Origin of the sequence: Kitasatospora sp. NBC_01302 (genome assembly GCF_035976515.1) — a bacterium.
In the GTDB taxonomy this organism is placed as follows: Bacteria; Actinomycetota; Actinomycetes; order Streptomycetales; family Streptomycetaceae; genus Kitasatospora.
Map to the genome: position 1 here is coordinate 2441156 of NZ_CP108404.1, position 22937 is coordinate 2464092.

The 22937-nt window shown below is 74.8% G+C and carries 19 protein-coding genes; 8 read left to right on the top strand and 11 right to left on the bottom strand.

Features of this window, described 5'->3' with window-relative positions; genetic code table 11:
• The first annotated feature begins 1 nt into the window (after window position 1).
• From OG294_RS10215 to OG294_RS10230, 4 genes are all read left to right on the top strand, one after another.
• The gene (locus tag OG294_RS10215) at window positions 2-859 is read left to right on the top strand and encodes an ABC transporter ATP-binding protein (protein ID WP_327066145.1); all 858 of its coding nucleotides are present in this window, start codon (window positions 2-4) and stop codon (window positions 857-859) included.
• Window positions 856-3411, top strand: a complete 2556-nt coding sequence (locus OG294_RS10220; protein WP_327066146.1) for an FtsX-like permease family protein — start codon at window positions 856-858, stop codon at window positions 3409-3411. The genes OG294_RS10215 and OG294_RS10220 overlap by 4 nt, the downstream gene beginning before the upstream one ends.
• 51 nt (window positions 3412-3462) lie before the next feature.
• On the top strand, window positions 3463-4293 hold the full coding sequence (locus OG294_RS10225) for a class I SAM-dependent methyltransferase (RefSeq protein WP_327066147.1): 831 nt from the start codon (window positions 3463-3465) through the stop codon (window positions 4291-4293).
• A gap of 123 nt (window positions 4294-4416) precedes the next feature.
• Window positions 4417-4770 (top strand): DUF6204 family protein, encoded by a 354-nt coding sequence (locus OG294_RS10230; protein WP_327066148.1) that lies wholly within the window; start codon window positions 4417-4419, stop codon window positions 4768-4770.
• 205 nt (window positions 4771-4975) lie between these two features.
• On the opposite strand, the gene OG294_RS10235 is transcribed toward OG294_RS10230, so the two are convergent.
• Entirely contained in the window at window positions 4976-6541 is a 1566-nt protein-coding gene (locus tag OG294_RS10235; RefSeq protein WP_327066149.1) for a glycerol-3-phosphate dehydrogenase/oxidase, read from the bottom strand.
• On the bottom strand, window positions 6538-7299 hold the full coding sequence (locus OG294_RS10240) for a TetR/AcrR family transcriptional regulator (RefSeq protein WP_327066150.1): 762 nt from the start codon (window positions 7297-7299) through the stop codon (window positions 6538-6540). Before OG294_RS10240 ends, OG294_RS10235 begins: the two co-directional genes overlap by 4 nt.
• Window positions 7300-7345: 46 nt before the next feature.
• On the opposite strand from OG294_RS10240, the gene OG294_RS10245 reads away from it, so the two are divergent.
• Both OG294_RS10245 and OG294_RS10250 read left to right on the top strand, forming a co-directional pair.
• Window positions 7346-9040, top strand: coding sequence for an FAD-binding oxidoreductase (locus tag OG294_RS10245; protein WP_327066151.1), 1695 nt, complete (start codon window positions 7346-7348; stop codon window positions 9038-9040).
• Between the two features lies 1 nt (window position 9041).
• The gene (locus OG294_RS10250; RefSeq protein WP_327066152.1) at window positions 9042-9923 is read left to right on the top strand and encodes a diacylglycerol/lipid kinase family protein; all 882 of its coding nucleotides are present in this window, start codon (window positions 9042-9044) and stop codon (window positions 9921-9923) included.
• Between the two features lie 7 nt (window positions 9924-9930).
• Here the strand turns inward: OG294_RS10250 and OG294_RS10255 are convergent, their stop codons facing one another.
• On the bottom strand, window positions 9931-10305 hold the full coding sequence (locus OG294_RS10255) for a MerR family transcriptional regulator (RefSeq protein WP_327066153.1): 375 nt from the start codon (window positions 10303-10305) through the stop codon (window positions 9931-9933).
• A 57-nt stretch (window positions 10306-10362) separates the two neighbouring features.
• Between OG294_RS10255 and OG294_RS10260 the strand changes: the two genes are divergently transcribed.
• On the top strand, window positions 10363-11148 hold the full coding sequence (locus OG294_RS10260) for an amidohydrolase family protein (protein WP_327066154.1): 786 nt from the start codon (window positions 10363-10365) through the stop codon (window positions 11146-11148).
• A gap of 85 nt (window positions 11149-11233) precedes the next feature.
• Entirely contained in the window at window positions 11234-12409 is a 1176-nt protein-coding gene (locus tag OG294_RS10265) for an alpha-hydroxy-acid oxidizing protein (protein WP_327066155.1), read from the top strand.
• 12 nt (window positions 12410-12421) lie between these two features.
• Here the strand turns inward: OG294_RS10265 and OG294_RS10270 are convergent, their stop codons facing one another.
• From OG294_RS10270 to pabB, 8 genes are all read right to left on the bottom strand, one after another.
• Entirely contained in the window at window positions 12422-13129 is a 708-nt protein-coding gene (locus OG294_RS10270) for an RraA family protein (protein WP_327066156.1), read from the bottom strand.
• A gap of 85 nt (window positions 13130-13214) precedes the next feature.
• Window positions 13215-13640, bottom strand: a complete 426-nt coding sequence (locus OG294_RS10275) for a TOBE domain-containing protein (RefSeq protein WP_327066157.1) — start codon at window positions 13638-13640, stop codon at window positions 13215-13217.
• A gap of 327 nt (window positions 13641-13967) precedes the next feature.
• The gene (locus OG294_RS10280; protein WP_327066158.1) at window positions 13968-15497 is read right to left on the bottom strand and encodes an FAD-binding oxidoreductase; all 1530 of its coding nucleotides are present in this window, start codon (window positions 15495-15497) and stop codon (window positions 13968-13970) included.
• On the bottom strand, window positions 15494-16342 hold the full coding sequence (locus OG294_RS10285; RefSeq protein WP_327066159.1) for an aminotransferase class IV: 849 nt from the start codon (window positions 16340-16342) through the stop codon (window positions 15494-15496). Before OG294_RS10285 ends, OG294_RS10280 begins: the two co-directional genes overlap by 4 nt.
• 3 nt (window positions 16343-16345) lie before the next feature.
• On the bottom strand, window positions 16346-17593 hold the full coding sequence (locus OG294_RS10290; RefSeq protein ID WP_327066160.1) for an FAD-dependent oxidoreductase: 1248 nt from the start codon (window positions 17591-17593) through the stop codon (window positions 16346-16348).
• 40 nt (window positions 17594-17633) lie between these two features.
• On the bottom strand, window positions 17634-19238 hold the full coding sequence (locus OG294_RS10295; RefSeq protein WP_327066161.1) for a class I adenylate-forming enzyme family protein: 1605 nt from the start codon (window positions 19236-19238) through the stop codon (window positions 17634-17636).
• Between the two features lie 61 nt (window positions 19239-19299).
• A complete protein-coding gene (locus tag OG294_RS10300) occupies window positions 19300-20781 on the bottom strand; it encodes an AMP-binding protein (protein ID WP_327066162.1) in 1482 nt (493 codons plus the stop codon).
• A gap of 29 nt (window positions 20782-20810) precedes the next feature.
• Window positions 20811-22937, bottom strand: a complete 2127-nt coding sequence (gene pabB / locus OG294_RS10305) for an aminodeoxychorismate synthase component I (RefSeq protein WP_327066163.1) — start codon at window positions 22935-22937, stop codon at window positions 20811-20813.

A 22937-nucleotide genomic window follows, 5' to 3' on the forward strand; every position in this document is an offset into this window, starting at 1 on the left:
CATGGCACCGCGCGAAGGCCGCCGCCCTCGTCACGACTCCGCCGCCGCCTCACCGCAGCGCCCCGCCGATTCGCCGTTCGCGGTGGAGCTGCGCGGGGTGCGGCGGGTCTACGGCCGCGGCGACCAGGCGGTGCAGGCACTGCGCGGCGTCGACCTGGCGCTGCCGCACGGCACCTTCACCGCCGTCATGGGCCCCTCCGGCTCGGGCAAGAGCACCTTCCTGCAGTGCGCGGCCGGCCTGGACCGGGCGGACGAGGGGCAGGTGCTGCTGGGCGGCACCGAGCTGACCGGGCTGAGCGAGAACCGGCTGACCACGCTGCGCCGCAGCCGGATCGGCTTCGTCTTCCAGTCCTTCAACCTGCTCCCCTCGCTCACCGTGCAGCAGAACGTGCTGCTGCCGCAGCGGCTCGCCGGGAAGCGGCAGGACAGGCGGCGGGCGCAGGAGCTGCTGGCCCGGGTGGGCCTGGGCGAGCACGGCAGGCGGCGCCCCGGGGAGCTGTCCGGCGGGCAGCAGCAGCGGGTGGCGATCGCCCGGGCGCTGATCACCGACCCCGAGGTGGTCTTCGCCGACGAGCCGACCGGCGCACTGGACAGCCGCACCGCGCTGGAGGTGCTCGGCCTGCTGCGCCAGGCGGTGGACCAGTTCGGCGCGACCGTGGTCATGGTCACCCATGACGCGGTGGCCGCCTCCCAGGCCGACCAGGTGCTCTTCCTGGCGAACGGGCAGCTGGTGGACTGCCTCGCCCAGCCCGACCCGGGCACGGTCGCCGCCCGGATGCTCAGCCTGACCGCCGCCGTCACCGGCACGGGCACGGGCACGGGCACCGCCGCCGGTTACAGCGCGGCGGTGGCGGCATGATGAACGGCCTGGCCCGCGCGGCCGTGCGCTTTCGACCCGCCTCCTTCGTCGGCAGCTTCGTCGCCCTGCTGCTCGCCAGCACGGTGATCACCGCCTGCGGCCTGCTGCTGCAGACCGGGGTGACCGCCCACCTCGCCCCGGTCCGCTACGCGAACGCGCCGGTGGTGGTGGCCGCCGACCCGTCCGCGAAGATCTCCGTGCGGCACGGCGAGAGCCGTGAGACCGAGAGCACCCCGCTGCCCGAACGGGCCCGGGTGGAAGCGGCGTTGGCCGACAGGCTGGCCGCACTGCCCGGCGTCGCGGCGGCCCTGCCCGACCTGGCCTTCCCGGTCCAGGCCGCCGTGCCCGGCGCGCCGGTGCTCACCGCGCACGGCTTCGCGAGCATCGGGCTGACCGCCCCGGGCCCGCAGCCCGGAGCGGGCGGCGGCCTGCTCGCCGAGGGCCGGGCCCCCGGGGTCGGCGAGGTGGTGCTGGACGCCGCGACGGCGCGCACCGCGCACCTGGCCGTCGGTGACCGCGTCACCCTCACCGCGCCGACCGGCAGCGGCAGTTACCGCGTCGCCGGGCTGGCCGACCCCCGGGTGGGGACGACCGGCGCCTGGTTCACCGACGCCGTCGCCGGGCAGCTCTCCGGCCACCCGGGGCGCATCGACGCGATCGCCGTCCAGGTGCGTCCCGGAGCCTCGGTCAAGGAGGTGGCCGCCCAGGTGCGGCAGGCGGTCGGCGGCCAGGCCCAGGTGTTCACCGGCGACGGCCGGGCGACCGTGGAGCAGCCGCTGCTGCTCCAGGCCAAGGTGATGCTGACCGCGCTCGGCGGCAGCTTCGGCGGCATCGCGACGATGACGGCGGTCTTCGTGGTGATGGGCACCATCGCGCTGGCCACCAACCAGCGGGCCCGCGAGTTCGCGCTGCTGCGGGCGATCGGCGCGACCCCGCGGCAGATCCGGCGCACCATCGCCACCGAGGCGATGCTGATCGCGCCGCTGGCCGGCCTGCTCGGCATCCTGCCCGGTCTGGGCCTGGCGCACTGGTGGTTCGGACAGATGGTCTCGCGCGGCGCCGTTCCGGCGGGCCTGTCGCTCTCGGTGGGCCCGATCCCGATGCTCGCGGCCACGGGCTCCGGTCTGCTCGCCGCCCTGCTGGCCGGCTACCTCGGCGCGCGCCGCCCGGCGAAGCTGCGGCCGAGCCAGGCGCTGGGCGAGAGCGCCGTCGAGCGCGCCCGGCCGGGCTGGATCCGCACCACGGTCGGCCTGCTGGCGCTGGTCGGCGGCTGCGTGCTGGCCGGGGTGACGACCGGGCAGAGCGGGGCGGACGCCGCCAACACCGCGCTCGGCGTGGTGATGTGCTTCCTGCTGGCGATGGCGCTGCTCGGCCCGCTGGTCGCCTGGCTCGCCACCACCGTGCTCGGCCTGCCGCTGCGCACCCGCCCGGCGGGTGCCGCCGGTTCGCTGGCCGCCGACACCTCCCGGGCCAACGCCCGCCGCCTGGCCTCGGCGATCACCCCGATCGTGATGGTCACCGCGTTCTGCGGCACCCTGCTGGTGATGGGCAGCAGCATCGCGCACGTCTCGGCCGAGCAGGTGCGCGGCGGGATGGTGGCCGACCAGATCGTCGCTTCGGCCGGGCCCGGGCTGCCGGTCGACGCCGCCGCGCGGGCCGCGAAGGTGCCCGGGGTGGCGGACGCCGTCGGGGTGCTGCACACGGGGGCGGTGCTGCGCTCGGGCGACACGCTGAACACCGCGACGGTGCTGGGTGTTTCCGGCGATCCGTCCAAGGTGCTGGACCTCGGGGTCCGGGACGGCTCGCTGAGCGGGCTGGCCGGCGGCACCGACACGGTCGCCGTCGACGCCTCCGTGGCCGACACGATGAAGGTCAAGGTCGGCGACCGCCTGCCGCTGCAGCTCGGCGACGGCACGCCGGTCCGGCCGACGGTGGTGGCCGTCTACCAGCGCGGCCTGGGACTGGGCGCATTGGTGCTGCCGCGGGCCGCGCTGGCCGGCCACGTCGGCACCGGCTACGACAGCCAGGTGCTGGTGCACGACGCCCCCGGGGCCGACCGGGCGGCGGTGGCCGCCGCGCTGGCCCGGCTCGGCGACGGCGCGCCCCTCACCGTGACGGACGCGGCCGGGTACGCCGCCGCCTCCGACCGCGACCAGGAGCTCAACACCTGGGCGAACACCGTGATGGCCGGCGTGCTGGGCGGCTTCGCGGCGGTCGCGGCGGCGAACACCCTGGTGATGACGGTGCTGGACCGCCGCCGCGAGGTCGGCCTGCTCCGGCTCTCGGGCACCACCCGGCGCCAGGTGCGGGGCATGTTCCGCTGGGAGGCGCTGCTGGTGGCGACCACCGGCCTGCTGCTCGGCGGCGCGATCGCCTGGGTCACCCTGGTCCCGGTCGCCCGGGGCCTGACCGACTCCGCTCCGTACGTCTCGCCGGCGCTGGTGCTGCCGGTGGCGGCCGGTGTGGTGCTGCTGGCTCTGGCCGCGACCGCCCTGCCGGGGCGGGCCCTGCTGCGCGAAAAGCCGTTGACGGCGAGCGCGGGGCGGCGGTAGCTGTATCCGGCGGTACCTGATCACGGCGGTACCTGATCACGAGGGGGAACGATGAGCACCGAGAAACACGTCCAGGACCCGCGGGCGCTGGTGTTCGGTCAGGCGGCCGAGGAGTACGACGCCGGGCGGTCCGGGTACGCGGCCGAGCTGGTCGACGAGGTGCTCGGCTATGCCGCGCTGGACGGTCTGACGGCGCTCGAAGCGGGCGCGGGGACGGGAAAGGCCTCGGTGCTGTTCGCCGAGCGGGACGTCCCGCTGGTCTGCGTCGAGCCCGACCCGCAGATGGCCGAGGTGCTGCGCCGCAACACCGCGGGCCACCCCCGGGTGTCGGTGGAGGTGAGCGGCTTCGAGCAGTGGCAGCCCGGCGACCGGCGCTTCGGGCTCTTCCTCGCCGCCACCTGCTGGCACTGGTTCGACCCCGCCCGCCGCTGGGACCTCGTGCACGCGGCCCTCGCCCCCGGCGGCGCGGTGGCCCTGCTCTGGAACCCGCACGGTGTGCTCGACCCCGACCTGCACGCCGAGCTCGGCGAGATCGACCGCCGGTACGAGGTGGCCAGCTCGCCGCACGCCGCCCTCGCGGCCGACTACGGTGACCAGGCCGGCTACTGGGCCGACGGGGACGAGGACCCGAGCGGCTGGCCGGAGGCGGAGTGCCGGCAGGACGGGCGCTTCACCGACCTGCGCTCGCTGCGCCACGGGGTCCAGGTGCAGTACGACACCGAGCGCTACCTGAGCATGCTCGCCTCCATCTCCTCCTACCGCGTCCTGCCCGCCGAGCAGCGCGAGCGGGCGCTGGCCGAGACCGGCCGCCTGCTCGACGCGCGCGGCGGCGGGATCGGCATGCTCCACCTCACCGACCTCTTCCTCGCCCGCAGGCGCTGAGCCGGGGCACGTCCGGTTCGGGGCGCGTCCGGTTCGGGGCCCCTCGTATTCGGGGCCCCTCGTATTCGGGGCCTCTCGTATTCGGGTGGAACGGGCGGAGCTTCGCGGGCTAGGGTCGCGCGCATGACCGAGCGCACCTTCCGAGTGACCGTCCGCGGCAGCTTCGCCACCCTCAGCGCCGAGCAGCGCGCCGAGCTGGCGGCGCAGGCGGACCGGCACAGCATGCTCTTCGCCACCTTCACCACCGAGGGCAACCTCAGCTACGAGCTCGCGCCCCGGGACGTGTTCTCCTTCCGCTACCTGGAGACCGGCGAGGCGGACGAGGACATCGTCGCGGCCGGCGCGCGGGCCGAGGCCGCGGCGGCGACCTGGCTGGAGGAGCGCGGCTACGGCTACAAGAACCTGCGCTCGCAGGCCGAGGACATGTCGAAGGCGGCGCTGAGCAAGCGCCAGCGCAAGGCCCAGGCCCGGGGGTAGGGGCAGGGGCAGGGGCAACGGGCCCGCGCCGCCTCGCACGGCGAGCGGCCCGCCTGCCTGCCCGACCGACCGCACCGGTGCCCCACCCAACCAGCAAGCCCGCGCCAGGTCCCGCGGCCCCAGCCCCGGCCTTCCGGCCGGGAGGCCCGGAGGCCCGGAGGCCCGGTGGCGCGTGGGCCCGGTGGCGCGTAGGTGCTGGGGAGTGTCAGGCGGAGGCCAGCGCCTGCCGGGCTGCCGTCAGGGCGGCGGCGCGGTCGGCGGCGGCCAGGCCGATGCGGGTGCGGCGGTCGAGCAGGTCGGCCTCGTCGAGGGCGCCCTCGTGGCGGACGGCGAAGCGCAGTTCGGCGGCGGTGGTCTCGGTGCCGGGTGCGATCGGGGTGAGCTGCGCGGGGTCGTCCCCGGCCTCGGCCAGCACCGCGGCGGCCTCGGTGCCGTAGCGGCGGACCAGCCGCAGCGGGGCGTCCAGCCGGTCGAGGCGGGCCCGCGGCGCGGCGCCGACCAGCGGCAGCGAGCGGGTGCGGCAGGGGCGGGCGGGCAGACCGGTGCGGGCCAGGGCCGCGTCCAGCGCGTCCTCGGCCATCCGCCGGTAGGTGGTGAGCTTGCCGCCGACCACCGTGACCAGCCCGTCCGCGTCGGTCAGTACCGCGTGCTTGCGCGAGACGTCGGCGGTCCGCCCGGTGCCGTCGTCCAGCAGCGGGCGCAGTCCGGCGAAGGTGCCGAGCAGGTCGGCGCGGGTGAGCGGGGTGCGCAGCGCCGTGTTGATGGTGCGCAGCAGGAAGTCGATCTCGCCCTCGGCGGCCTGCGGCACGTCGGGGATCGGCCCGGGGGCGTCCTCGTCGGTGAGGCCGACGTAGACCCGCCCGTCGGGGGCCGGCAGCGCGAAGACGAAGCGGTTGCTCTCGCCGGGCACCGGCACGGTGAGCCCGGCGTTCAGGCCGCCGGTCGGGCCGGTGAAGGCGGCGGCCGGCAGCACCAGGTGGGTGCCCCGGCTGGGCCGCAGGGTGATGCCGGGGGCCAGTTCGCCGGCCCAGACGCCGGTCGCGTTGATCACCGCGCGAGCGCGCAACTCGAAGCTCTCGCCCGTCAGTTCGTCTCGCAGTCGGGCGCCGGACCCGCTCGCGCCACCGGCCGAGCAGCGGGTCAGGATCCGGGCGCCGTGCGCCGCCGCGGTGCGCGCGAGGGCGATCACCAGGCGTGCGTCGTCCACGAGTTGGCCGTCCCAGAAGACCAACCCGCCGCGCAGCCCGGCGGCTTGCACGGTGGGCGCGTAGCGCAGCACCTCGGCGGCGGTCAGCCGCCGGGAGCGGGGCAGGGTGGTGGCGGGGGTGCCGGCGGTGACCCGCAGCAGGTCCCCGGCCAGGAAGCCGGTGCGCACCAGCGCGGCGCCCGCCCGGGTGGTGCCGGGCAGCAGCGGGACGATCTGCGGCAGCGCGTGCACCAGGTGCGGGGCGGTGCGCTCCAGCAGGATGCCGCGCTCGACGGCGCTCTCGCGGGCGATGCCGACGCTGCCGGAGGCGAGGTAGCGCAGACCGCCGTGGACCAGCTTGGAGCTCCACCGGCTGGTGCCGAAGCCGAGGTCGTGCTTCTCGGCGAGGGCGACGGACAGGCCGCGGCCGGCCGCGTCCAGCGCGATGCCGGCGCCGGTGACCCCGCCGCCGATCACCAGCAGGTCGACCACGGCGCCGGGTTCGGCCAGTTGCGCCAGCTCGCGGGCCCGGCGGGCGGCGTTCAGCGAGGCGGTGGGCCGGTCGGCGGCGGGGGTGCTGGTCATTGCTCGGTACCGCCTTCGGTCAAGGGTACGGACGGGGCCTGGGGCGCGGACGGGGCACAGGATGCGGACGGCGCCTCGGGCGCGAGGTAGCGGTCGAGCAGCAGGCGCAGCTCGTCGTCCAGCCGGCCGACGGCCTCGCCGGTGCCCTCGGGGGCGTCCACGAAGACCGGGCCGGTGAGGGTGAACGACCAGGCGGTGAGCAGCACGGCCCGGGCCAGCAGGGCGGGGTCGCCCGGCCGGATCGAGCCGTCCGCGATGCCCGCCTGCAGGCCGGCTTCGAGCATCGCGAGCTGGTGGTTGGTGTTGGTGCCGCGCCGCTTGAGCAGGTACGGGGTGAGGAAGTCCGGGTCCAGCTCGATGATCTTGCGCAGCAGCGGGTGGACCCGGATGGCGGCCACCAGGCGCGCCACCCCGTCGACCACGTGGGCCCGGCCGTGCGCGGCCTGCGGGGCAGGCGCGGCCCCGGCGGCGTCCGCCGAGGGGAAGGCGCTCTCCGCGAGCTCCGTCCAGACCCGGGTGGTCAGGGCGCCGAGCACCTCGCGCACCCCGCCCCAGCGGCGGTAGAGCGTAGCGCGCGAGACCCCGGCCCGGCGGGCGATGTCGGCCATGGTGATCCGCTGCATGCCGATGGTGAGCAGCAGCTGGTAGGCCGCGTCCAGGATCCGCTCCTCGGGGATCGCGTTCGCGGCCCGTAGTGCGACTCGGCCGGCCTCCGGCTCGCTGCTGTCTGCCCTGCTGTTGATTCGCTGCGACACCACATGTACAAGTGTATCAGCGCCCACCTCTCCAGCCCCGAGGACCTCGATGACCGAGTCAGACCTGCCCGTCGCGGACTTCCACCCCTACCGCTGGGGTGACCCCGCCCACCACACCGACCTGCCGGCCGCCGCCCGCGAGACGCTGGCCGCCTTCGGGGTGCGCACACCCGCGCAGCCGCCGGTCGACCTGGCCGACCTGACGCTGCCCGACCCGGCGGTGGACGCCAAGGTGCTGGCCGAGCTGGCCCAGCTGGTCGGCGCCGAGCACCTGGAGACCGGCACCGCGGCCCGGCTCGCGCACACCCGCGGCTGGTCCACCCCCGACCTGCTGCGGCTGCGGGCCGGCGACGTCACGGACGCGCCCGACGCCGTCGTGCTGCCCGGCTCGCACCAGGAGGTGGTGGCCCTGCTGGAGGTGTGCGAGCGCGAGCGGATCGCGGTCGTCCCCTACTCCGGCGGCACCTCGGTGGTCGGCGGCCTCGCACCCGAGCGGGCCGGCTTCACCGGCGTCATCGCCTTCGACCTCAAGCGGCTGGACGCCCTGCTCGCGGTGGACGAGATCTCCCGCACCGCCACCCTGCAGGCGGGCGTGCGCGGTCCCGAGGCCGAACAGCTGCTGCGCGGGCACGGTCTGACGCTGGGTCACTTCCCGCAGTCCTACGAGGGCGCGAGCATCGGCGGGTACGCGGCGGCCCGGTCGGCCGGGCAGGCCTCCGCCGGCTACGGGCGGTTCGACGAGATGGTGGTCGGCCTGGTGCTGGCCACCCCGCGCGGCACCCTCACGCTGGGCACCGCGCCGAAGTCGGCGGCCGGCCCCGACCTGCGCCAGCTGGTGCTCGGCTCGGAGGGCAGCCTCGGCGTGATCACCTCGGTGACCGTCCGGGTGCGCCCGGTGCCGGCCGAACGCCTCTACGAGGCCTGGCGGTTCGACTCCTTCGCGGCCGGCGCGGACGCGCTGCGCCGGCTCGTCCAGGACGGCCCGGTGCCGACCGTGCTGCGGCTGTCCGACGAGGCGGAGACCTCGATCAACCTGGCGGACCCGGCGGCGATGTTCGGCGGCGGCCCCGGCTGCTGCCTGGCCGTCACCGGCTACGAGGGCAGCGCCGCCGAGGTGGCCGCCCGCCGGGCCGGCGCGAGCGCGGTGCTCGCCGCGGCGGGCGGGCAGTCGCTGGGCACCGAGCCCGGCGAGTCCTGGCGCAGCGGCCGCTACCGCGCGCCCTACCTGCGGGATCCGCTGCTGGACGCGGGCGTGCTGATCGAGACACTGGAGACGGTGACCTTCTGGTCCAACCTGCACGCGCTGCGCACCGCCGTCACCGAGGCGCTGAGCAACTCGCTGACCGCGCAGGGCACTCCGCCGCTGGTGCTGTGCCATCTCTCGCACGTCTACGAGACCGGCGCCTCGCTCTACTTCACCGTCGCCTGCGCGCAGACCGAGGACCCGGTGGCGCAGTGGCGGCTGGCCAAGGAGGCCGCCAACGAGGCGATCCGCGCGGCCGGCGCCGCGATCACCCACCACCATGGCGTCGGTACCGACCACCGCGAGGTCTACGCCCGCGAGGTGGGCCCGCTGGCGGTGGCCTCGCTGCGGGCGGTCAAGCAGGTGCTGGACCCGGCGGGCATCCTCAACCCGGGTGTGCTGATCGCCACTTCGGACGCGGCGATGCAGGACGCGGCGGCGCAGGACGGTCGGGCCGAGGGCGGTCAGGCCGGGAGCGGTCGGGCCGAGGGCGGGAACTGAGGTGGCCCCCGCCACCTTCACGGCGATCGTCAACCCCGTCTCGGGCGGCGGCCACGCCGCCGCCCGGTGGGAGCCGGTCGCCGTCCTGCTGCGCTCGGCCGGCGCCGCCGTCCGCACGGTGCCGACCCACGACCGCGCCCACGCCATCAGCTGCGCCACCCAGGCCGCCGAGCGCGGTGACGTGGTGGTCGCGGTCGGCGGCGACGGCATGGTGCGCGACGTGGCGGAGGGCGCCGTGCGCGGCGGCGGCACCATGGCCATCGTCCCGGCGGGCCGCGGCAACGACCTGGCCCGCACCCTGCGCCTGCCGGGCACCGGCGACCCGACCGCGATCGCCGAGCTGCTGCTGGCCGCGCCCACCCGCACGCTCGACGTGCTGGAGGTCAACGGGGTGATCGCACCCGGCAACGTGTACATCGGCATCGACTCGCTGGCCACCCGGATCATCAACGCGGGCCGCGGCCTGCCGGCCCTGCTGCTCTACCGGCTGGCCCCGCTGCAGGCGATCCTCCGCTGGCGCGCGGCCGGCTACACGCTGACCGTCGACGGCGAGCGCCGCGAGGTGCGCGCGCACACCGTGGTCGTCGCCAACTCCGGTGCCTACGGCCACGGTCTGCGCATCGTGCCGTCGGCCGTGCTGGACGACGGGCTGCTCGACGTCATGGTGGTCGGCGACGGACCGCGCGCCAAGATCGTCGCCTTCATGCGCGAGGCCAAGCGGGGCACCCACTCGAGCCGCCCCGAGGTCACCGTGCGGACCGCGCGGCGGGTGACGGTGGACGCCGACCGCCCGATACCGGTCTGCGCGGACGGCGACGAGATCGCGCAGCTGCCCGCCGACATCCGGGTGCGACCGGGGGCGCTGACCGTCATCGCTCCCTGACGGACCGTCAACTCCCCTGGCCGAGCGCGGTGACCAGCATCGCGCGGGTCTCGCGCATGGTCGCCATCGAGCGGTCGATCGCCTCGATCTGGGCGCGCAGCCGCGTCTGCGCGCTCTCGCAGGGGCTGAGCCTGCCGTCCTCGGCGAAGCAGGGCAGCAGGCGGGCGACCGCGTCCAGGTCGAGCCCGATGTCCAGCAGCAGGCGGATCCGCCGCACCTGCTCGACCGCCGGCTCGGGAAAGTCGCGGTAGCCGTTGGTGCGGCGGGTGGAGGGGAGCAACTCCCGCTGGTCGTAGTGGCGCAGCGCCCGGGTGCTGATCCCGGTGCGCCGCGCCAGCTCGTTGATCAGCACCGCCGCCCCCGTCGCGTTTGACCTTGTCACCGGTGTCAAAGTTTAGCGTGAGGATCACCGCCCCCCAGGAAACGGATGTGATCCGCCATGGCCTTCGACGTGCACGCCCATGTCACCACCGACCTCCCCGCCCAGCTCGCCCGGGCCCGCCGGGCCGGGGTGACCCGCACCGTGCTGCTCTCCACCCACGTGCACCCCGAGGCGTCGGCCGATCTGACGGACCTGCGGGCCGAGTTCGCCCGGCTCGGCAGCGTCCTCGGGGGCGAGCGCTCCTCGTTCGACGGCTACCGCACGGCGACGGCCGAGCTGACCGCCGCGCTGGCCGCCCACCCCACCGAGCTGGCCGGTTTCGTCAACGTCCCGCTGGGCCTGACCGAACAGGCCACCGGTGCCTGGCTCGCCGACCACCTCGCCCTGCCCGGGATCGTCGGCATCGGCGAGCTCAGCCCCACCCCCGGGCAGGCGGAGGCGATCGAACCGGTGCTGGCGGTCAGCGCCGACCACGGTGGACTGCCCGTCCTGGTCCACGGGTTCGCCCCGCACACCGCGGCCGACCTGCGGACCTACGCGACGATGGCGGCGCGCTTCCCGCAGGTGCCGGTGATCGTCGGCGCGCTCGGCGGCCTGAACTGGATGGACCTGGTCGACCTCGCGCTCGAACACCGCAACCTCTTCGTCGACCTGTCCAGCGCGCTCCAGGTGTTCGCCGTCCGGATGGCCGTCCAGGCGCTGCCCGCGCAGTGCCTCTTCGGCTCCAACACCCCGTACGGCGACGTGCTCGCCGCGCGCTGCACCGTGGAGGCGGCCGTCCCCGACCCCGGGCTGCTCGACCAGGTCCTCACGGGCAACCTCACCCGGCTGCTCGCCCGGTAGTCCGCCCACCAGTACGCTCGGTAGTCCGCCCGCCGGTTCGCGGTTCGGCCCGCGAGCGGCGGCCCGCGGTGGCAGGATGGCCGGCATGACCTCGCACTTCGGTGACTACCAGAACGAGATCTACCTCAACGCCCTGGGCGGCGTCCTCCCCGAGTTCCCGATGGCCTTCGCGGAGTTGGCCGAACGGGCGCAGGCCGCGCTGCCACCGGGCATCTGGTCCTACGTGGCGGGTGGCGCGGGTGACGAGTTCACCCAGCGGGCCAACGTCAGCGCCTTCGAGCAGTGGGCGCTGGTCCCGCGGATGCTGGTCGGCGCGGCGCAGCGCGACCTGACGGTCGAACTGTTCGGGCGCACGCTGCCCTCGCCGCTCTTCCTGGCCCCGATCGGCGTGCTCGGGCTCTGCGCCCAGGACGGCCACGGCGACCTGGCCGCCGCCAGGGCCGCCGCCCGCACCGGTGTGCCGATGACCGCGAGCACCCTGAGCGTGGACCCGATGGAGCAGGTGGCGGCCGAACTCGGCGACACCCCCGGCTTCTTCCAGCTCTACACCCCCACCGACCGGGACCTCGCGGCGAGCCTGGTGCAGCGGGCGGAGGCGGCCGGATTCCAGGGCATCGTGGTCACCCTGGACACCTGGGTCACCGGCTGGCGCCCGCGCGACCTGCGCACCGGCAACTTCCCCCAGCTGCGCGGGCACTGCCTGGCCAACTACACCTCGGACCCGGTCTTCCGGGCCCGGCTGAAGGAGCCGCCGGAGCAGAACCCGGCAGCCGCCGTCCTGGAGTGGACCAACATCTTCGCCACCCCGCTGACCTGGGCCGACCTGCCCTGGCTGCGCTCGCTGACCACCCTGCCGCTGATCCTCAAGGGCATCCTGCACCCCGACGACGTCCGCCGCGCCAAGGACGCCGGAGCGGACGCCGTCTACTGCTCCAACCACGGCGGCCGCCAGGCCAACGGCGGCCTGCCCGCCCTCACCGCCCTCCCCGGCGTGGTCGCCGCGGCCGACGGCCTCCCGGTGCTCTTCGACTCCGGCGTGCGCAGCGGCGCCGACCTGGCCAAGGCCCTCGCCCTCGGCGCCACCGCCGTGGGCATCGGCCGCCCCTACGCCTACGGCCTGGCCCTCGGCGGCACCGACGGCATCGTCCACGTCCTGCGCACCCTGCTCGCCGAGGCCGACCTGATCATGGCAGTCGACGGCTACCCGACCCTGGCCGACCTCCGCCGCGAGGGCCTGGTGCGCCTCCCTGGCGGGGTGTGACCAGGTCGTCCGTCACTCCTCGATCGCGCCGCCCACCGCGCGCAGGTGGTCGCGGAAGGTGAGGTCGGGTCGGGTCCGGCGGGCGGCGAGGTAGCGGTCGAAGTGGACCTGGGTGCGCAGGGTGTCGCCGGTGCGGATCCGCTCGGCCTGGCGGCGTTCGGTGTCGCGGATCTGCTCGGCGAGTGCGAAGAGTTCCGCGGCGCGGGCGGCGGGGAGGAAGAGCACGCCGTCCTCGTCGCCCAGGGCCAGGTCCTCCTGGGTCACCGTCCACTCGCCCACCCGGGCGGAGTCGAGCACCTCGGCGGGGCGCGGGTCCAGGCGCTGCGGGCCGGTGGGCAGGGCGCCCAGGCTGAAGACCGGCAGCCCGATGGCCAGGATGTCGGCCGTGTCGCGGTGCAGGCCCCAGACGACCAGGCCCGAGAGCCCGGCCGCGCGGGCCTCCAGGACCACGAGGTCGCCGATGCAGGCCTCTTCGAGCCGGGCGGCGTTGTCGACCACCAGCACGTCGCCGGGCGCGGACCGTTCGAAGGCTTCCAGGAAGATGTCCACGCTGCCGACGTGCCGGGCCGGGCGGACCCGCCCGGCCACCCGGCCGCCCGGCACCACGGGCCGCAGCTGCGCAGGCGCGCAGCGCACCGGGACCCGCGCGCGGAGGCAGGCGTCCGCCAGGTGGGCGGTGGTCAGGGTTTCGAAGCGCTTCTGAAGCTCCTGGTGATCCATCCGGCCCGCCTCTCAGTTTGATTGCCGCACTGACGCAGTATCAGGGGCCGGACGCCTCCGGCGCAACGCAGGACAGGCACTCGCGCTAGGCGGCGGCCAGCGAGATCTCGGTCGACTTGATCAGGGCCACCACCGGGGTGCCGGTGCGCAGGCCGAGGTCGTCGACGGCGTCCTTGGTGATCGCCGCGGTCAGCTCGCCGCCCTCGATGGCGACCTTGACGGTGGCCATGGCGCCACCGGCGGCCACCTCGGTGACGGTGCCCGGCAGCTGGTTGCGGATGCTCAGGCCCGCGACCGGGGCGTCGGCGGCGGCGAGGGCGATCTCGGTGGACTTGGCCAGTGCCTCGACCCGGGACCCCTCGGCGAGGCCCAGCTCCCGCACGGCCTCCAGGGTGATCGCCGCGGTGATGTCCTGGCCGCCCACCAGGCGGGCGCGCACGGTCGCCATCACGGCGCCGCCGGTGATCGCGGTGACGGTGCCGGGGATCCGGTTGCGGATGCTCAGGCTCATGCGCTGCTCCTCGCTCGAACGGTCAGGCAGGGGACGAAGGGGGCGGATCGGACTCCTCCGCCACCGCTCACCCTGCCACGCCCGCCGCACCCGCGCGGGGTGCCGCTCTGAGCCGGCGCACATCGGCTGCGGGCCGCATCGAGCGCCGCCACGGGAAGGCCACCGCGCCCGGCGAGATCCACACGAGCGGCGCGGACACCGGCAAGGGCCTCGCCCCGGGCCGGACGGGCCGCGGGGCGAGACCTCGCTCGCACTGGAAACGGGGGAATCCGGCGAGCTCGGGGACGAGTCTGCCCCCGGCCCCTTGCGAATCGCTTGAGCCGCTGCTCAACCGAGCGGCACGGACTGCGCGTAGTGGAAGAAGTCGTGCGGGTCGTAGGCCCGCTTGACCCGGCTCAGCCGCGACAGGTTGGGGCCCCAGTAGGCGTCGGCGTAGTCGGTGAGCCTGGTGTCGGGGAAGTTCAGGTAGGAGCGGCCGTTGGAGTAGGGGTCGAAGGCGTCGAAGACCCCGTCGATCCAGTCCTGCGCGGCTTCCCGCTCCTCGGCGGGCGGGTTCCAGTTCGCCAGGCTCACCGTGGCGATGGCGCTGTAGAGCGAGTCGCGGTGCGGCCAGGCGCCGTAGTCCAGCGAGCGGTTGTTGGCGTTCTTGCCCAGGCCCAGCAGGCTGACCACCCGGGTCTGGCCGGCCCGGCGGTCGGCGTCGAAGGCGGTGAGCAGCCGGTCGATCCCGTCGGCGGGCAGCACCCGGGTGAACATCCGGCCACGGTTCTTGACGTAGGCCTGGCGCGGCAGCGAGGCGTGCGGGTTGGCGCCGGTGGTGTGGCAGGCGTCCACGGTCAGGCTGCCGCAGCCGAAGACCTGCATCAACGCGTCCGGGTAGCTGAGGTCCTGGACCACCTGGGTGGCCGGCGGCACCCCGATCAGCGCGGTCAGATGGGCCAACTCCTGCTTCAGCGCGTCGATTCCGGCCAGGTCCACGCCGGTGACCAGGAAGCTGGGCGCGGTGCCCGGGCTCGCGTCGGGCAGCAGCAGCACGCCGTCCGAGGACAGGTCGGGCGAGGCCTCGGTGGTCCACTGGAGGTAGCCGGCCACCGCCTGCTGGGCGTGCGCCCAGTCCCAGGTCAGGGTGTAGTGGCCGACCCGGCCGACCTGGGTGGGGGCCATCCTGAACTCGGTGACCACGCCGAAGTTGCCGCCACCGCCGCCGCGCAGCGCCCAGAGCAGGTCGGGGTGGCAGTCCTTGGAGACGTTGACGATCCGGCCGTCGGCCAGCACCACCTCGGCGCCGACCAGGCGGTCGCAGGCCGGTCCGTACTTGCGGTACTGCCAGCCGGTGCCGCCGCCGCTGACGAAGCCGCCGGGGCTGACGGTGGCGCAGAAGCCGGCCGGCACGCTCAGCCCGCGCGGGGCCAGCTGCCCCGGCACGTCCACGGCCTGCACGGCGGGCTGCAGGCTGACGGTGCCGCCCTTGACGGCGACCTTGTTCAGCCGGGTCAGGTTGATCACCAGGCCCTCGCTGGTGGACCAGCCCGCGTAGCTGTGGCCGCCGCTGCGCACCGCGGTGGGCAGGCCCTCGTCCTGGGCGAACCGGATCGCGGTGCGCACGTCGGCGGCGTTCTCCGCGTAGACGACGGCCTGCGGGAAGACGGTGTCGAACTGGGCGTTCTCCAGCTGGCGGGCCTGGTCGTAGCCCGGGTCGCCGGGCAGCACCAGGTCGCCGGCGAGCGCGTTGTCCAGCCGGTCCCAGGTGCTGGACGGACGGCGCCGGCCGGCGGCCACGGCGGGGCCGGCCAGTACCAGGCCGGCGGTGGCGGCCGTGGCGGCGGTGGCCCCGAGCAGGGTCCTGCGGCTGATCATGGGTGGCCTCCATCGGTTGGAGCGGATACCTGACGAGTGGTGGGAAGTGCTTGCGTCAGTCCGCTGAGCAGCCGCCGCCACCGCAGGGCGCGCTCGGCCTGCCCGGCCTGGTACTCGGTGCCCACCCAGTGCGTCACCGGGCGGATACCGTGCAGCGCGTTGACCAACCAGGCTTCGCAGTCCGCCAGTTCGGCCAGCTTGGCCGGACGGCGGTGCACCGCGATGCCCAGGCTCTCGGCCTGACGGGCAATCAGTCTTGCTGTGACACTCGACAGTTGTCCATGGGCCGCCGGCCGGCACAGCGCCCCCTGCGACCACCACAGCAGGCTCGCGGTGGCGGACTCGATCAGCTCCCCCGACTCGGTGCTCAGCAGCGCGTCGTCGGCTCCCCGGGCCTGCGCGCCGGCCCGCAGGTCGGCCAGAAGCGCCAGGTCAGGGCCCTTGCGATGGGGAACGGTGCGCGGGTCGCCGCGCGTCCAGGGGAAGACCTTCACGCTGTGCGTGCGCGGCGGGGCCGGGCGCAGCCGCAGCCCCAGCCGGCCCCCGACGCGGAGCTCAACTCGTGGAAACCACACGCCTACTCTGGGAAGTTCGGCGGTGACCGCCGCCCAGAACCGGTCCACCGCCCGCCGCTGCAGGCCGAGTTCCAGGCAAGCCGCGGTAAAGCGTTCCTGATGGAGCTCCAGCGCGCGCACCCGGCCGTCCTCGACGAGCCAGGAGTCGGCGGCCAGCAGGCCGGGTGCCCCGAGGTCGGGTCGGGTGACCAGGCCTCGCTCGGGCTCCCAGGCCAGCCAGCGCTCGGCGGCGGGGGCGGTGGGACCGGTGGGGGTGGTCGGGCCGGTCATCGCTCAGTACCGCCCGGCCCTGTTGGTCGGCGCACCGGTGCGCGGCCCGTACGGTGCGCGCTCCAGCCACTCGCCGCAGGAGCCGACCAGCGGGGAGAGCGCGGCCCCGGCCGCCTGCCGCAGCCTGGTGATCCGCCGGCGCGGGCGCAGGTGGGCCAGCGCGGTGCGGGCGGCCTCGCTGTTGAACCGCGCGGCGGCCTTGCGGGAGTCGGCGAACGCGTCGATGGCGGCGAGGTGTCGGCCGGGATCGGCGAGCGCCTGTGCCACCGCCTCGGCGGCGGCCACCGAGTCGGCGATGCCGCTGTTCATGCCGCGCGCACCGAACGGCGGGAACAGGTGGGAGGCCTCGCCCACCAGCAGCACCCGGCGGTTGGCATCGGTGAAGTTTTCGGCCACCACGTGCAGGAAGTGGTAGCGCGAGACCCAGAGCAGTCGGTCAGCGTACTTGGCGCCGACCACCTTGGCCACCCAGCTGCGGGCCGCCTCCTCGTCGGCCCAGTCCTCGGGCCGGTCGCCGTCCTTGCACTGCAGGTCGAGCTGGAAGCCTCCGGCGAACGGGACCCGCATCACGCTGCGGTGGCCCAGCTCGGGGTGCTCGTAGATGAACACCCGCTCCAGCGGCAGCGGGTCCGCCTGGTCCTCCTCGATGTCGACCACCACGTGGAAGGCTTCGGAGCGCTCGCCCTCCATGGTGATGTCCTGCGAGCGGCGCACCTGGGAGCGGGCCCCGTCGGCGCCGATCACGTAGCGGGCGCGCAGCCCGGTGCCGTCGGCGCAGGTCAGCTCGGCGCCGTCCGGGTGGCTGCGCAGGTCGAGCAGCTCGGCGCCCCAGAGGAACTCCACGCCCGCCGCCCGGCAGGCGGCCAGCAGGTGCCGCTCGGTCTCGATCTGCCGCAGGCTGGTGAACGGCGGGGTGACGCCGGGGCGGGCCGGCTGGGCGGGGTAGCTGCGCGCGAAGACCGTGCGGCTGCGGTAGACGGTGCGCCGGGTCGGCCAGATCACGCCGTTGTCGATGAGCGTGCGGTCCAGGCCGGGGCTGATCCGGCCGAGCAGGTCGAGCGACTCGCGGTGCACGAAGAGCGCGCGGCTGCCGGGGCGCACGCGGTCCTCGGGCTCGGCCTCCAGGACGGTGACCGGCAGGCCGTGGCTGCGCAGGGCCAGGGCCGCGGTCAGTCCGACCGGCCCCGCGCCGACCACCACCACGGGCAGCGTCCCGTGCTCGGCGGCGGTGGGCTCTGATGTGTGGGACATCTCGGGTTCTCCTCGAAGAGCGGGACGAGCGGAGGGCCGGCTACCGGCTGAGGTTGGCGGGCGCGGTGTGCTCGCGGAGCATCCGGGTGATCTCCACCCGGCGCACCTTCCAGGTGGAGGTGCGCGGCACCTCGGTGAAGGCCCAGTGCAGCGGGGCGGCCAGGGTGGGCAGGTCGGCGGTGGCCTTCGCCCAGCGCTCGGGGTCCAGCGGCGCGTCCCGCCGGGTGCAGACCACCGGCACCGGCTCGCCCTCGGGGCCCACCACGATGACGGCCTCCAGCAGCTCCTCGAGGCGGGACATCAGGACGTCCTCGACCTCCAGGTTGCTGTCGATGTCCTCGATCTGGTCGATCTCCCGGTCGATCAGGTGCAGCTTGCCGAACCGGCCGAGGTAGCCCATGTCGCCCAGCCGCCACCAGCCCTCGGTCTTGTTGCGCAGGTAGCGCTCGTGCTCGCCGAGGTAGGTCATGATCGTGCTGCGGCCCCGCAGTTCGAGGTGGCCGGGCTGCCCCTTGGGCACCTCGCGCCCGTTCTCGTCCACCGCCCGGACCCGGATGAAGCCCGGCAGCACGTAGCCGACGTCGCGCCCGTCGTTCTTCTCGGCGCTCTTCTGGGTGTACCAGGCGCCCGAGATCGGGCCGGTCTCGCTCTGCCCGTAGAGCTGGACCAGCAGCGGGCGGTGGCGGCGGGAGGCGGCCAGCAGCCGCTGGATGGTGCGCGGGTGGATCGCGTCGAAGGTGCTGCTGTAGTAGCGGATGCTGGACAGCGGGGCGTCCGGCGCCTGGGCCAGGTCCTCCCACTGGACGAAGTTGTTCGGGTGGGTCTCCACCAGGCCCGGACGGTGGGTGACGAAGAGCGGGCCGATCTTGTCCGGGTTCGGGTCGTTGAGGATGAGCAGCGGGTTGCCGAAGTTCAGGAAGACGCCGAGCGAGTGGAAGAAGCGCGAGTGGACGAAGGACATGCACAGCGCCACCGTCTCCTTGCGGCGCACCGGCCAGGCGATGATCTGCTGCGGCAGCAGGCGGTGGAAGAGCCCGCGGGCGTTGTGCACCATCAGCTTGGAGACGCCGGTGGTGCCGGAGCTGTGGGTGATCAGGGCCGGCTGGCCGGGGTGCAGTTCGACGGAGGGCCGGCGCGGGGCGCCGGTCACCTCGGCGATCAGCCGCAGCCCACCGAAGGCGGCGGTGCCGGCCAGCACGGTCTCGCGGGTCAGCTCGCCGACCGCCACGCCGTCCAGCGGGCCGGCCAGCTTGGCGGCGTCGGTGATCAGCCAGGGCTGCTCCAGGCGGCCGAGCAGCTGGGCGACGATCTCGCCGGAGAGCGCGGAGGAGACCATCACCGGCACGGCGCCGATCCGGGAGATCGCCGCGGCCAGCAGCGAGATGTCGAAGTTGTCGCTCTTGTGCACCGCGACCCGCTCGGCCGGGCGCACGCCCAACTGCCAGAGCCGGGCCGCCAGGTCGTCCACCACGTCGGCCAGCGAGGCGTAGCTGAACTCGGTGCCGAGGCCGGGCAGGGTGGCCAGCGGCTGGTCCAGGGTGACCGGCGCGGTCGGGAACTTGGCCGCCGCCCGCTCCCAGAGCAGACCGAGGTAGAAGGCCTGCTCGGGCAGCTTGCGGACCAGCTTCGAGACGTTTGCGAACATGGTTCCTACCACTTTCTGCGAGTCGGGCGAGTCGGGAGTCGGGGCGGAGGTGCGGGCGCTGTCACCAGCGGCCCTGGCGGACCAGGAACCGCTGGAGCTTGCCGGAGGCGGTGCGCGGCAGCCGCTCGACCACCGCCACCTGGCGCGGGACCTTGTAGGGCTCCAGCTCGGTGCGGGCCAGCGCGATCAGCTCGCGTTCCAGGGCCGCGGCGTCCAGCGCGTGCACGGTGCCGGGCTCGGGGACCACGAAGGCGCGCAGCTTGGTGGCGCCGCGTTCGTTGCTGACGCCGGCCACCGCGACGTCGCGCACCGCCGGGTGACGGGCCAGCACCTGCTCGATCTCGGCCGGGGCGAGGGTGATGCCCCCGACCATCTCCAGGTCGTCGACCCGGCCGAGGTGGACCAGGCTGCCGTCCGGGTTGCGCAGCGCCCGGTCCTTGGTGGCGAGCCAGCCGTCGACCAGGGTGCGGGCGTTCTCCTCGGGCAGGCCGAGGTAGCCGGTCGTCACGGTCGTGCCGCGCACCCACAGTTCGCCCTCGGTGCCGTCGGGCAGCACCCGTCCCTCGCGGTCGCGGATCTGCGCCTCGAAGCCGGGGGCCGGACGCCCGACGGTGCCGGGCGCGTGGAAGGCGGCGCCGTTGGTGGCGATGGCGTGGCCCGCCTCGGTGGAGCCGAGCTGGTCGTAGAGCGGGGCACCGAGGAAGTCGGCCACCTTGGCCGCCAGGTCCGCGGTCAGCCGCTCCCCCGCCGAGACCGCCGCCCGCACGCCGGCGAAGGCGGCGGGGTCGGTCTCGGCGAGCAGGTTGGCGAAAGCGGAGGGGACGGCGAACAGGTAGCTCACCCGGTGCCGGGCGGCCAGCTCGGCGATCCGCGCCGGCCGCGGCAGCCCGGGCTCCAGCACCGCCGAGCCGCCCGAACAGAGCGGGAAGGCGAGGGAGTTGCCCAGACCGTAGGCGAAGTACAGCTTGGAGACCGAGAAGCCGACGTCCTGCGGGCCGAAGCCGAGCACCTGGGCACCGGCCCCGCTCCAGTAGCGCGGCAGGTCCCCGTGTCGGTGCACAACACCCTTGGGGCGCCCGGTTGTTCCCGAGGTGTACTGCAGGTAGAGCTCGTGTCCGTCGGCCAGTTCGGGCGCCGGGGCCGGCGCCTGCCCGGCTGCCAGGTCGAGCAGGCGCCGGCCGGTCAGCCGCGGCAGGCCGGCGAAGCGCTCGGCCAACTCGTCGTCGGCGATCACCAGGTGGGCGGCGCTGTCGTCGATCAGGAACCGGTGCCGCTCGGCGGTCAGGTGCGGGTTGGCCAGCACGGCGGTGGCCCCGAGCCGGGCGGTGGCGAGGAACGCCACCACCCAGGCGATCGAGTCCGGCAGCGCGATCAGCACCCGGCTGCCGACGCCGACGCCGTGCCCGGCGAGCACGCCGGCCGCGCGGGCGGCCAGCGGGTGGAGCGCACCGTGGGTGATGGTGCGCTCCCCTTCGTGGAAGGCGGGGCGGTCCTGCCACCCGCCCTCGGTGGCGGCGTCCGCCAGGAAAGCGGCCAGGTTCATCGCGTGGGCTCCTGTCCCTCGGCGGCGGCTCAGGCGGCCAGCGGGTCGGCGACCCGGTAGGCACGCAGCGGGGCGGACGCCTTGAGCACCATCTCGTCGAACTCCTCGTCCGCGTCGGAGTCCAGGATGATCGCGCCGCCGGCCCCCACCCGCCACTGGTCGCCGACCTTGACGGCGGTGCGGATCACGATGTTCAGGTCCGCGGTGCCGTTGGTGGAGAGCAGGCCGATCGACCCGGAGTAGACCCCGCGGGCCTCGTTCTCCAGCTCGTCGATGATCTCCATGGTGCGCAGCTTGGGCGCCCCGGTCATCGAGCCGCCGGGGAAGCAGGCCCGCACCACGTCGATCGCGTCGCTGCCCGGGCGCAGCCGGCCGCGGATGGTGGAGACCAGCTGGTGGACGGTGGTGTAGCTCTCGGTGGCCATCAGGCGCGGCACGTGGACGCTGCCCACCTCGCAGACCCGGCCCAGGTCGTTGCGGAGCAGGTCCACGATCATCAGGTTCTCGGCCCGGGTCTTGGGGCTGGCGGCCAGCGAGGCGCGCAGCTCCTCGTCCCGCGCGGGGTCGGCGTCGCGCGGCACCGTCCCCTTGATCGGCTTGGTCTCCACCACGCCGGAGCGGTCGATGGTCAGGAACCGCTCGGGCGAGGAGCTGGCGATCTCCAGCTCGTCCAGGCGCAGATAGGCCGCGTAGGGCGCCGGGTTGGAGCGGCGCAGCGAGCGGTAGAAGGAGTAGCCGTCCTCCACGGCCGGCAGCCAGGCGGAGGTGGTCAGGCAGACCTCGTAGCTCTCGCCGGCCCGCAGCTGCTGCTGGATCTCGGCGATCCGGGCCCGGTACTGCTCCCGGTCGTGGGTCAGCCAGCCCTCGGTCTGCTCGAAGTCGGCCGCCGCCCGCGCGGCGGGCTCGGTGGCCGGCAGCGAGAGCAGCCGCGCGGCGGTGCGGTCCAGCCAGCCGAGCGCGCCCGACTCGGTCCCGGGGTCGGCGTCGCTGAGCGCCAGCAGGTAGGTGCTGTCCTCCTGGTGGTCGACCACGATCACCCGGTCGGCGAAGAGCCACATCGCGTCCGGGGTGGGCGAGACGTGCTTGTTGTCCGCGCCGAGGTCGCCCTTGAGCTCGTAGCCGAAGTAGCCGACGTAGCCGCCGGTGAAGTCGAACGGCAGGTCGGGCACGTCGGTGCGGCGGCGGCGCAGCTGGGTCTGCAGGTAGTCGAAGACCGTGCCGGGGAAGTGCCGGGGCAGCTGTCCGGTGCGGCGCACCTCCACCGAGCCGTCGCCGGTGCGGTAGCGCACCGTCTCGGCCAGCGGCCCGGTGGCGTCGCCCAGGAAGGAGAACCGGGAGCGCCCCGGCTCCACGTGGGCGCTGTCCAGCCAGAAGGCGGGCGCGGAGGAGTCCGCGTAGAGGTGGGTGAAGGCGGCCTCGGTGTCCACGGCCGTCTCGATGGTGCGCACGTGCACCCGCAGGCCCGCGGCCGGCTCGGACGGGTAGAGCTGGGCCGGGGCGGCCCCGGCCCGCGCGGCGGGCAGCGGCGCCGGGGCGGCCGGAGCCGGGCCGCGGTCCTGCTGCGGGCTGCGGCCCTGGTGGGCCAGGGTCAGCTCGCGGAAGTTGGCGAAGAGCTGGCGGCCGTACTCGGTGCAGATCGACTCGGGGTGGAACTGCACGCCCCAGAGCGGCCGGTCGGTGTGCCGCAGGGCCATGATCACGCCGTCCTCGGACCAGGCGGTGGCCTCCAGGGTGGGCGGCAGCGGCTCGGCCACGCTCAGCGAGTGGTACCGGACCACGGTGAAGTCCTGCGGCAGGCCGGCGAACAGCTCGCGGCCGTCGTGCCGCACGGCGCTGAGGAAGCCGTGCCGCGGCTCGGGCGCGGGCACCACCTCGGCGCCCTCGCCGTGGCCGATGCCCTGGTGGCCCAGGCAGACGCCGAGCACCGGGATCGCGGCCTCCCGCACGATCCGGGCGGAGATGCCGAAGTCGCGCGGCCGGGCCGGGTGTCCGGGTCCGGGCGAGATCACCACGTTGTCGAAGCCGGCCAGGTCGAGCTCGGCGGCCCGCGGGTCGTCGTTGGTGACCACGGTCGGTTCGACGCCGTTGACCTCGGCGATCAGCTGGAAGAGGTTGTAGGTGTAGGAGTCGTGGTTGTCGATCAGCAGAGTGCGCAT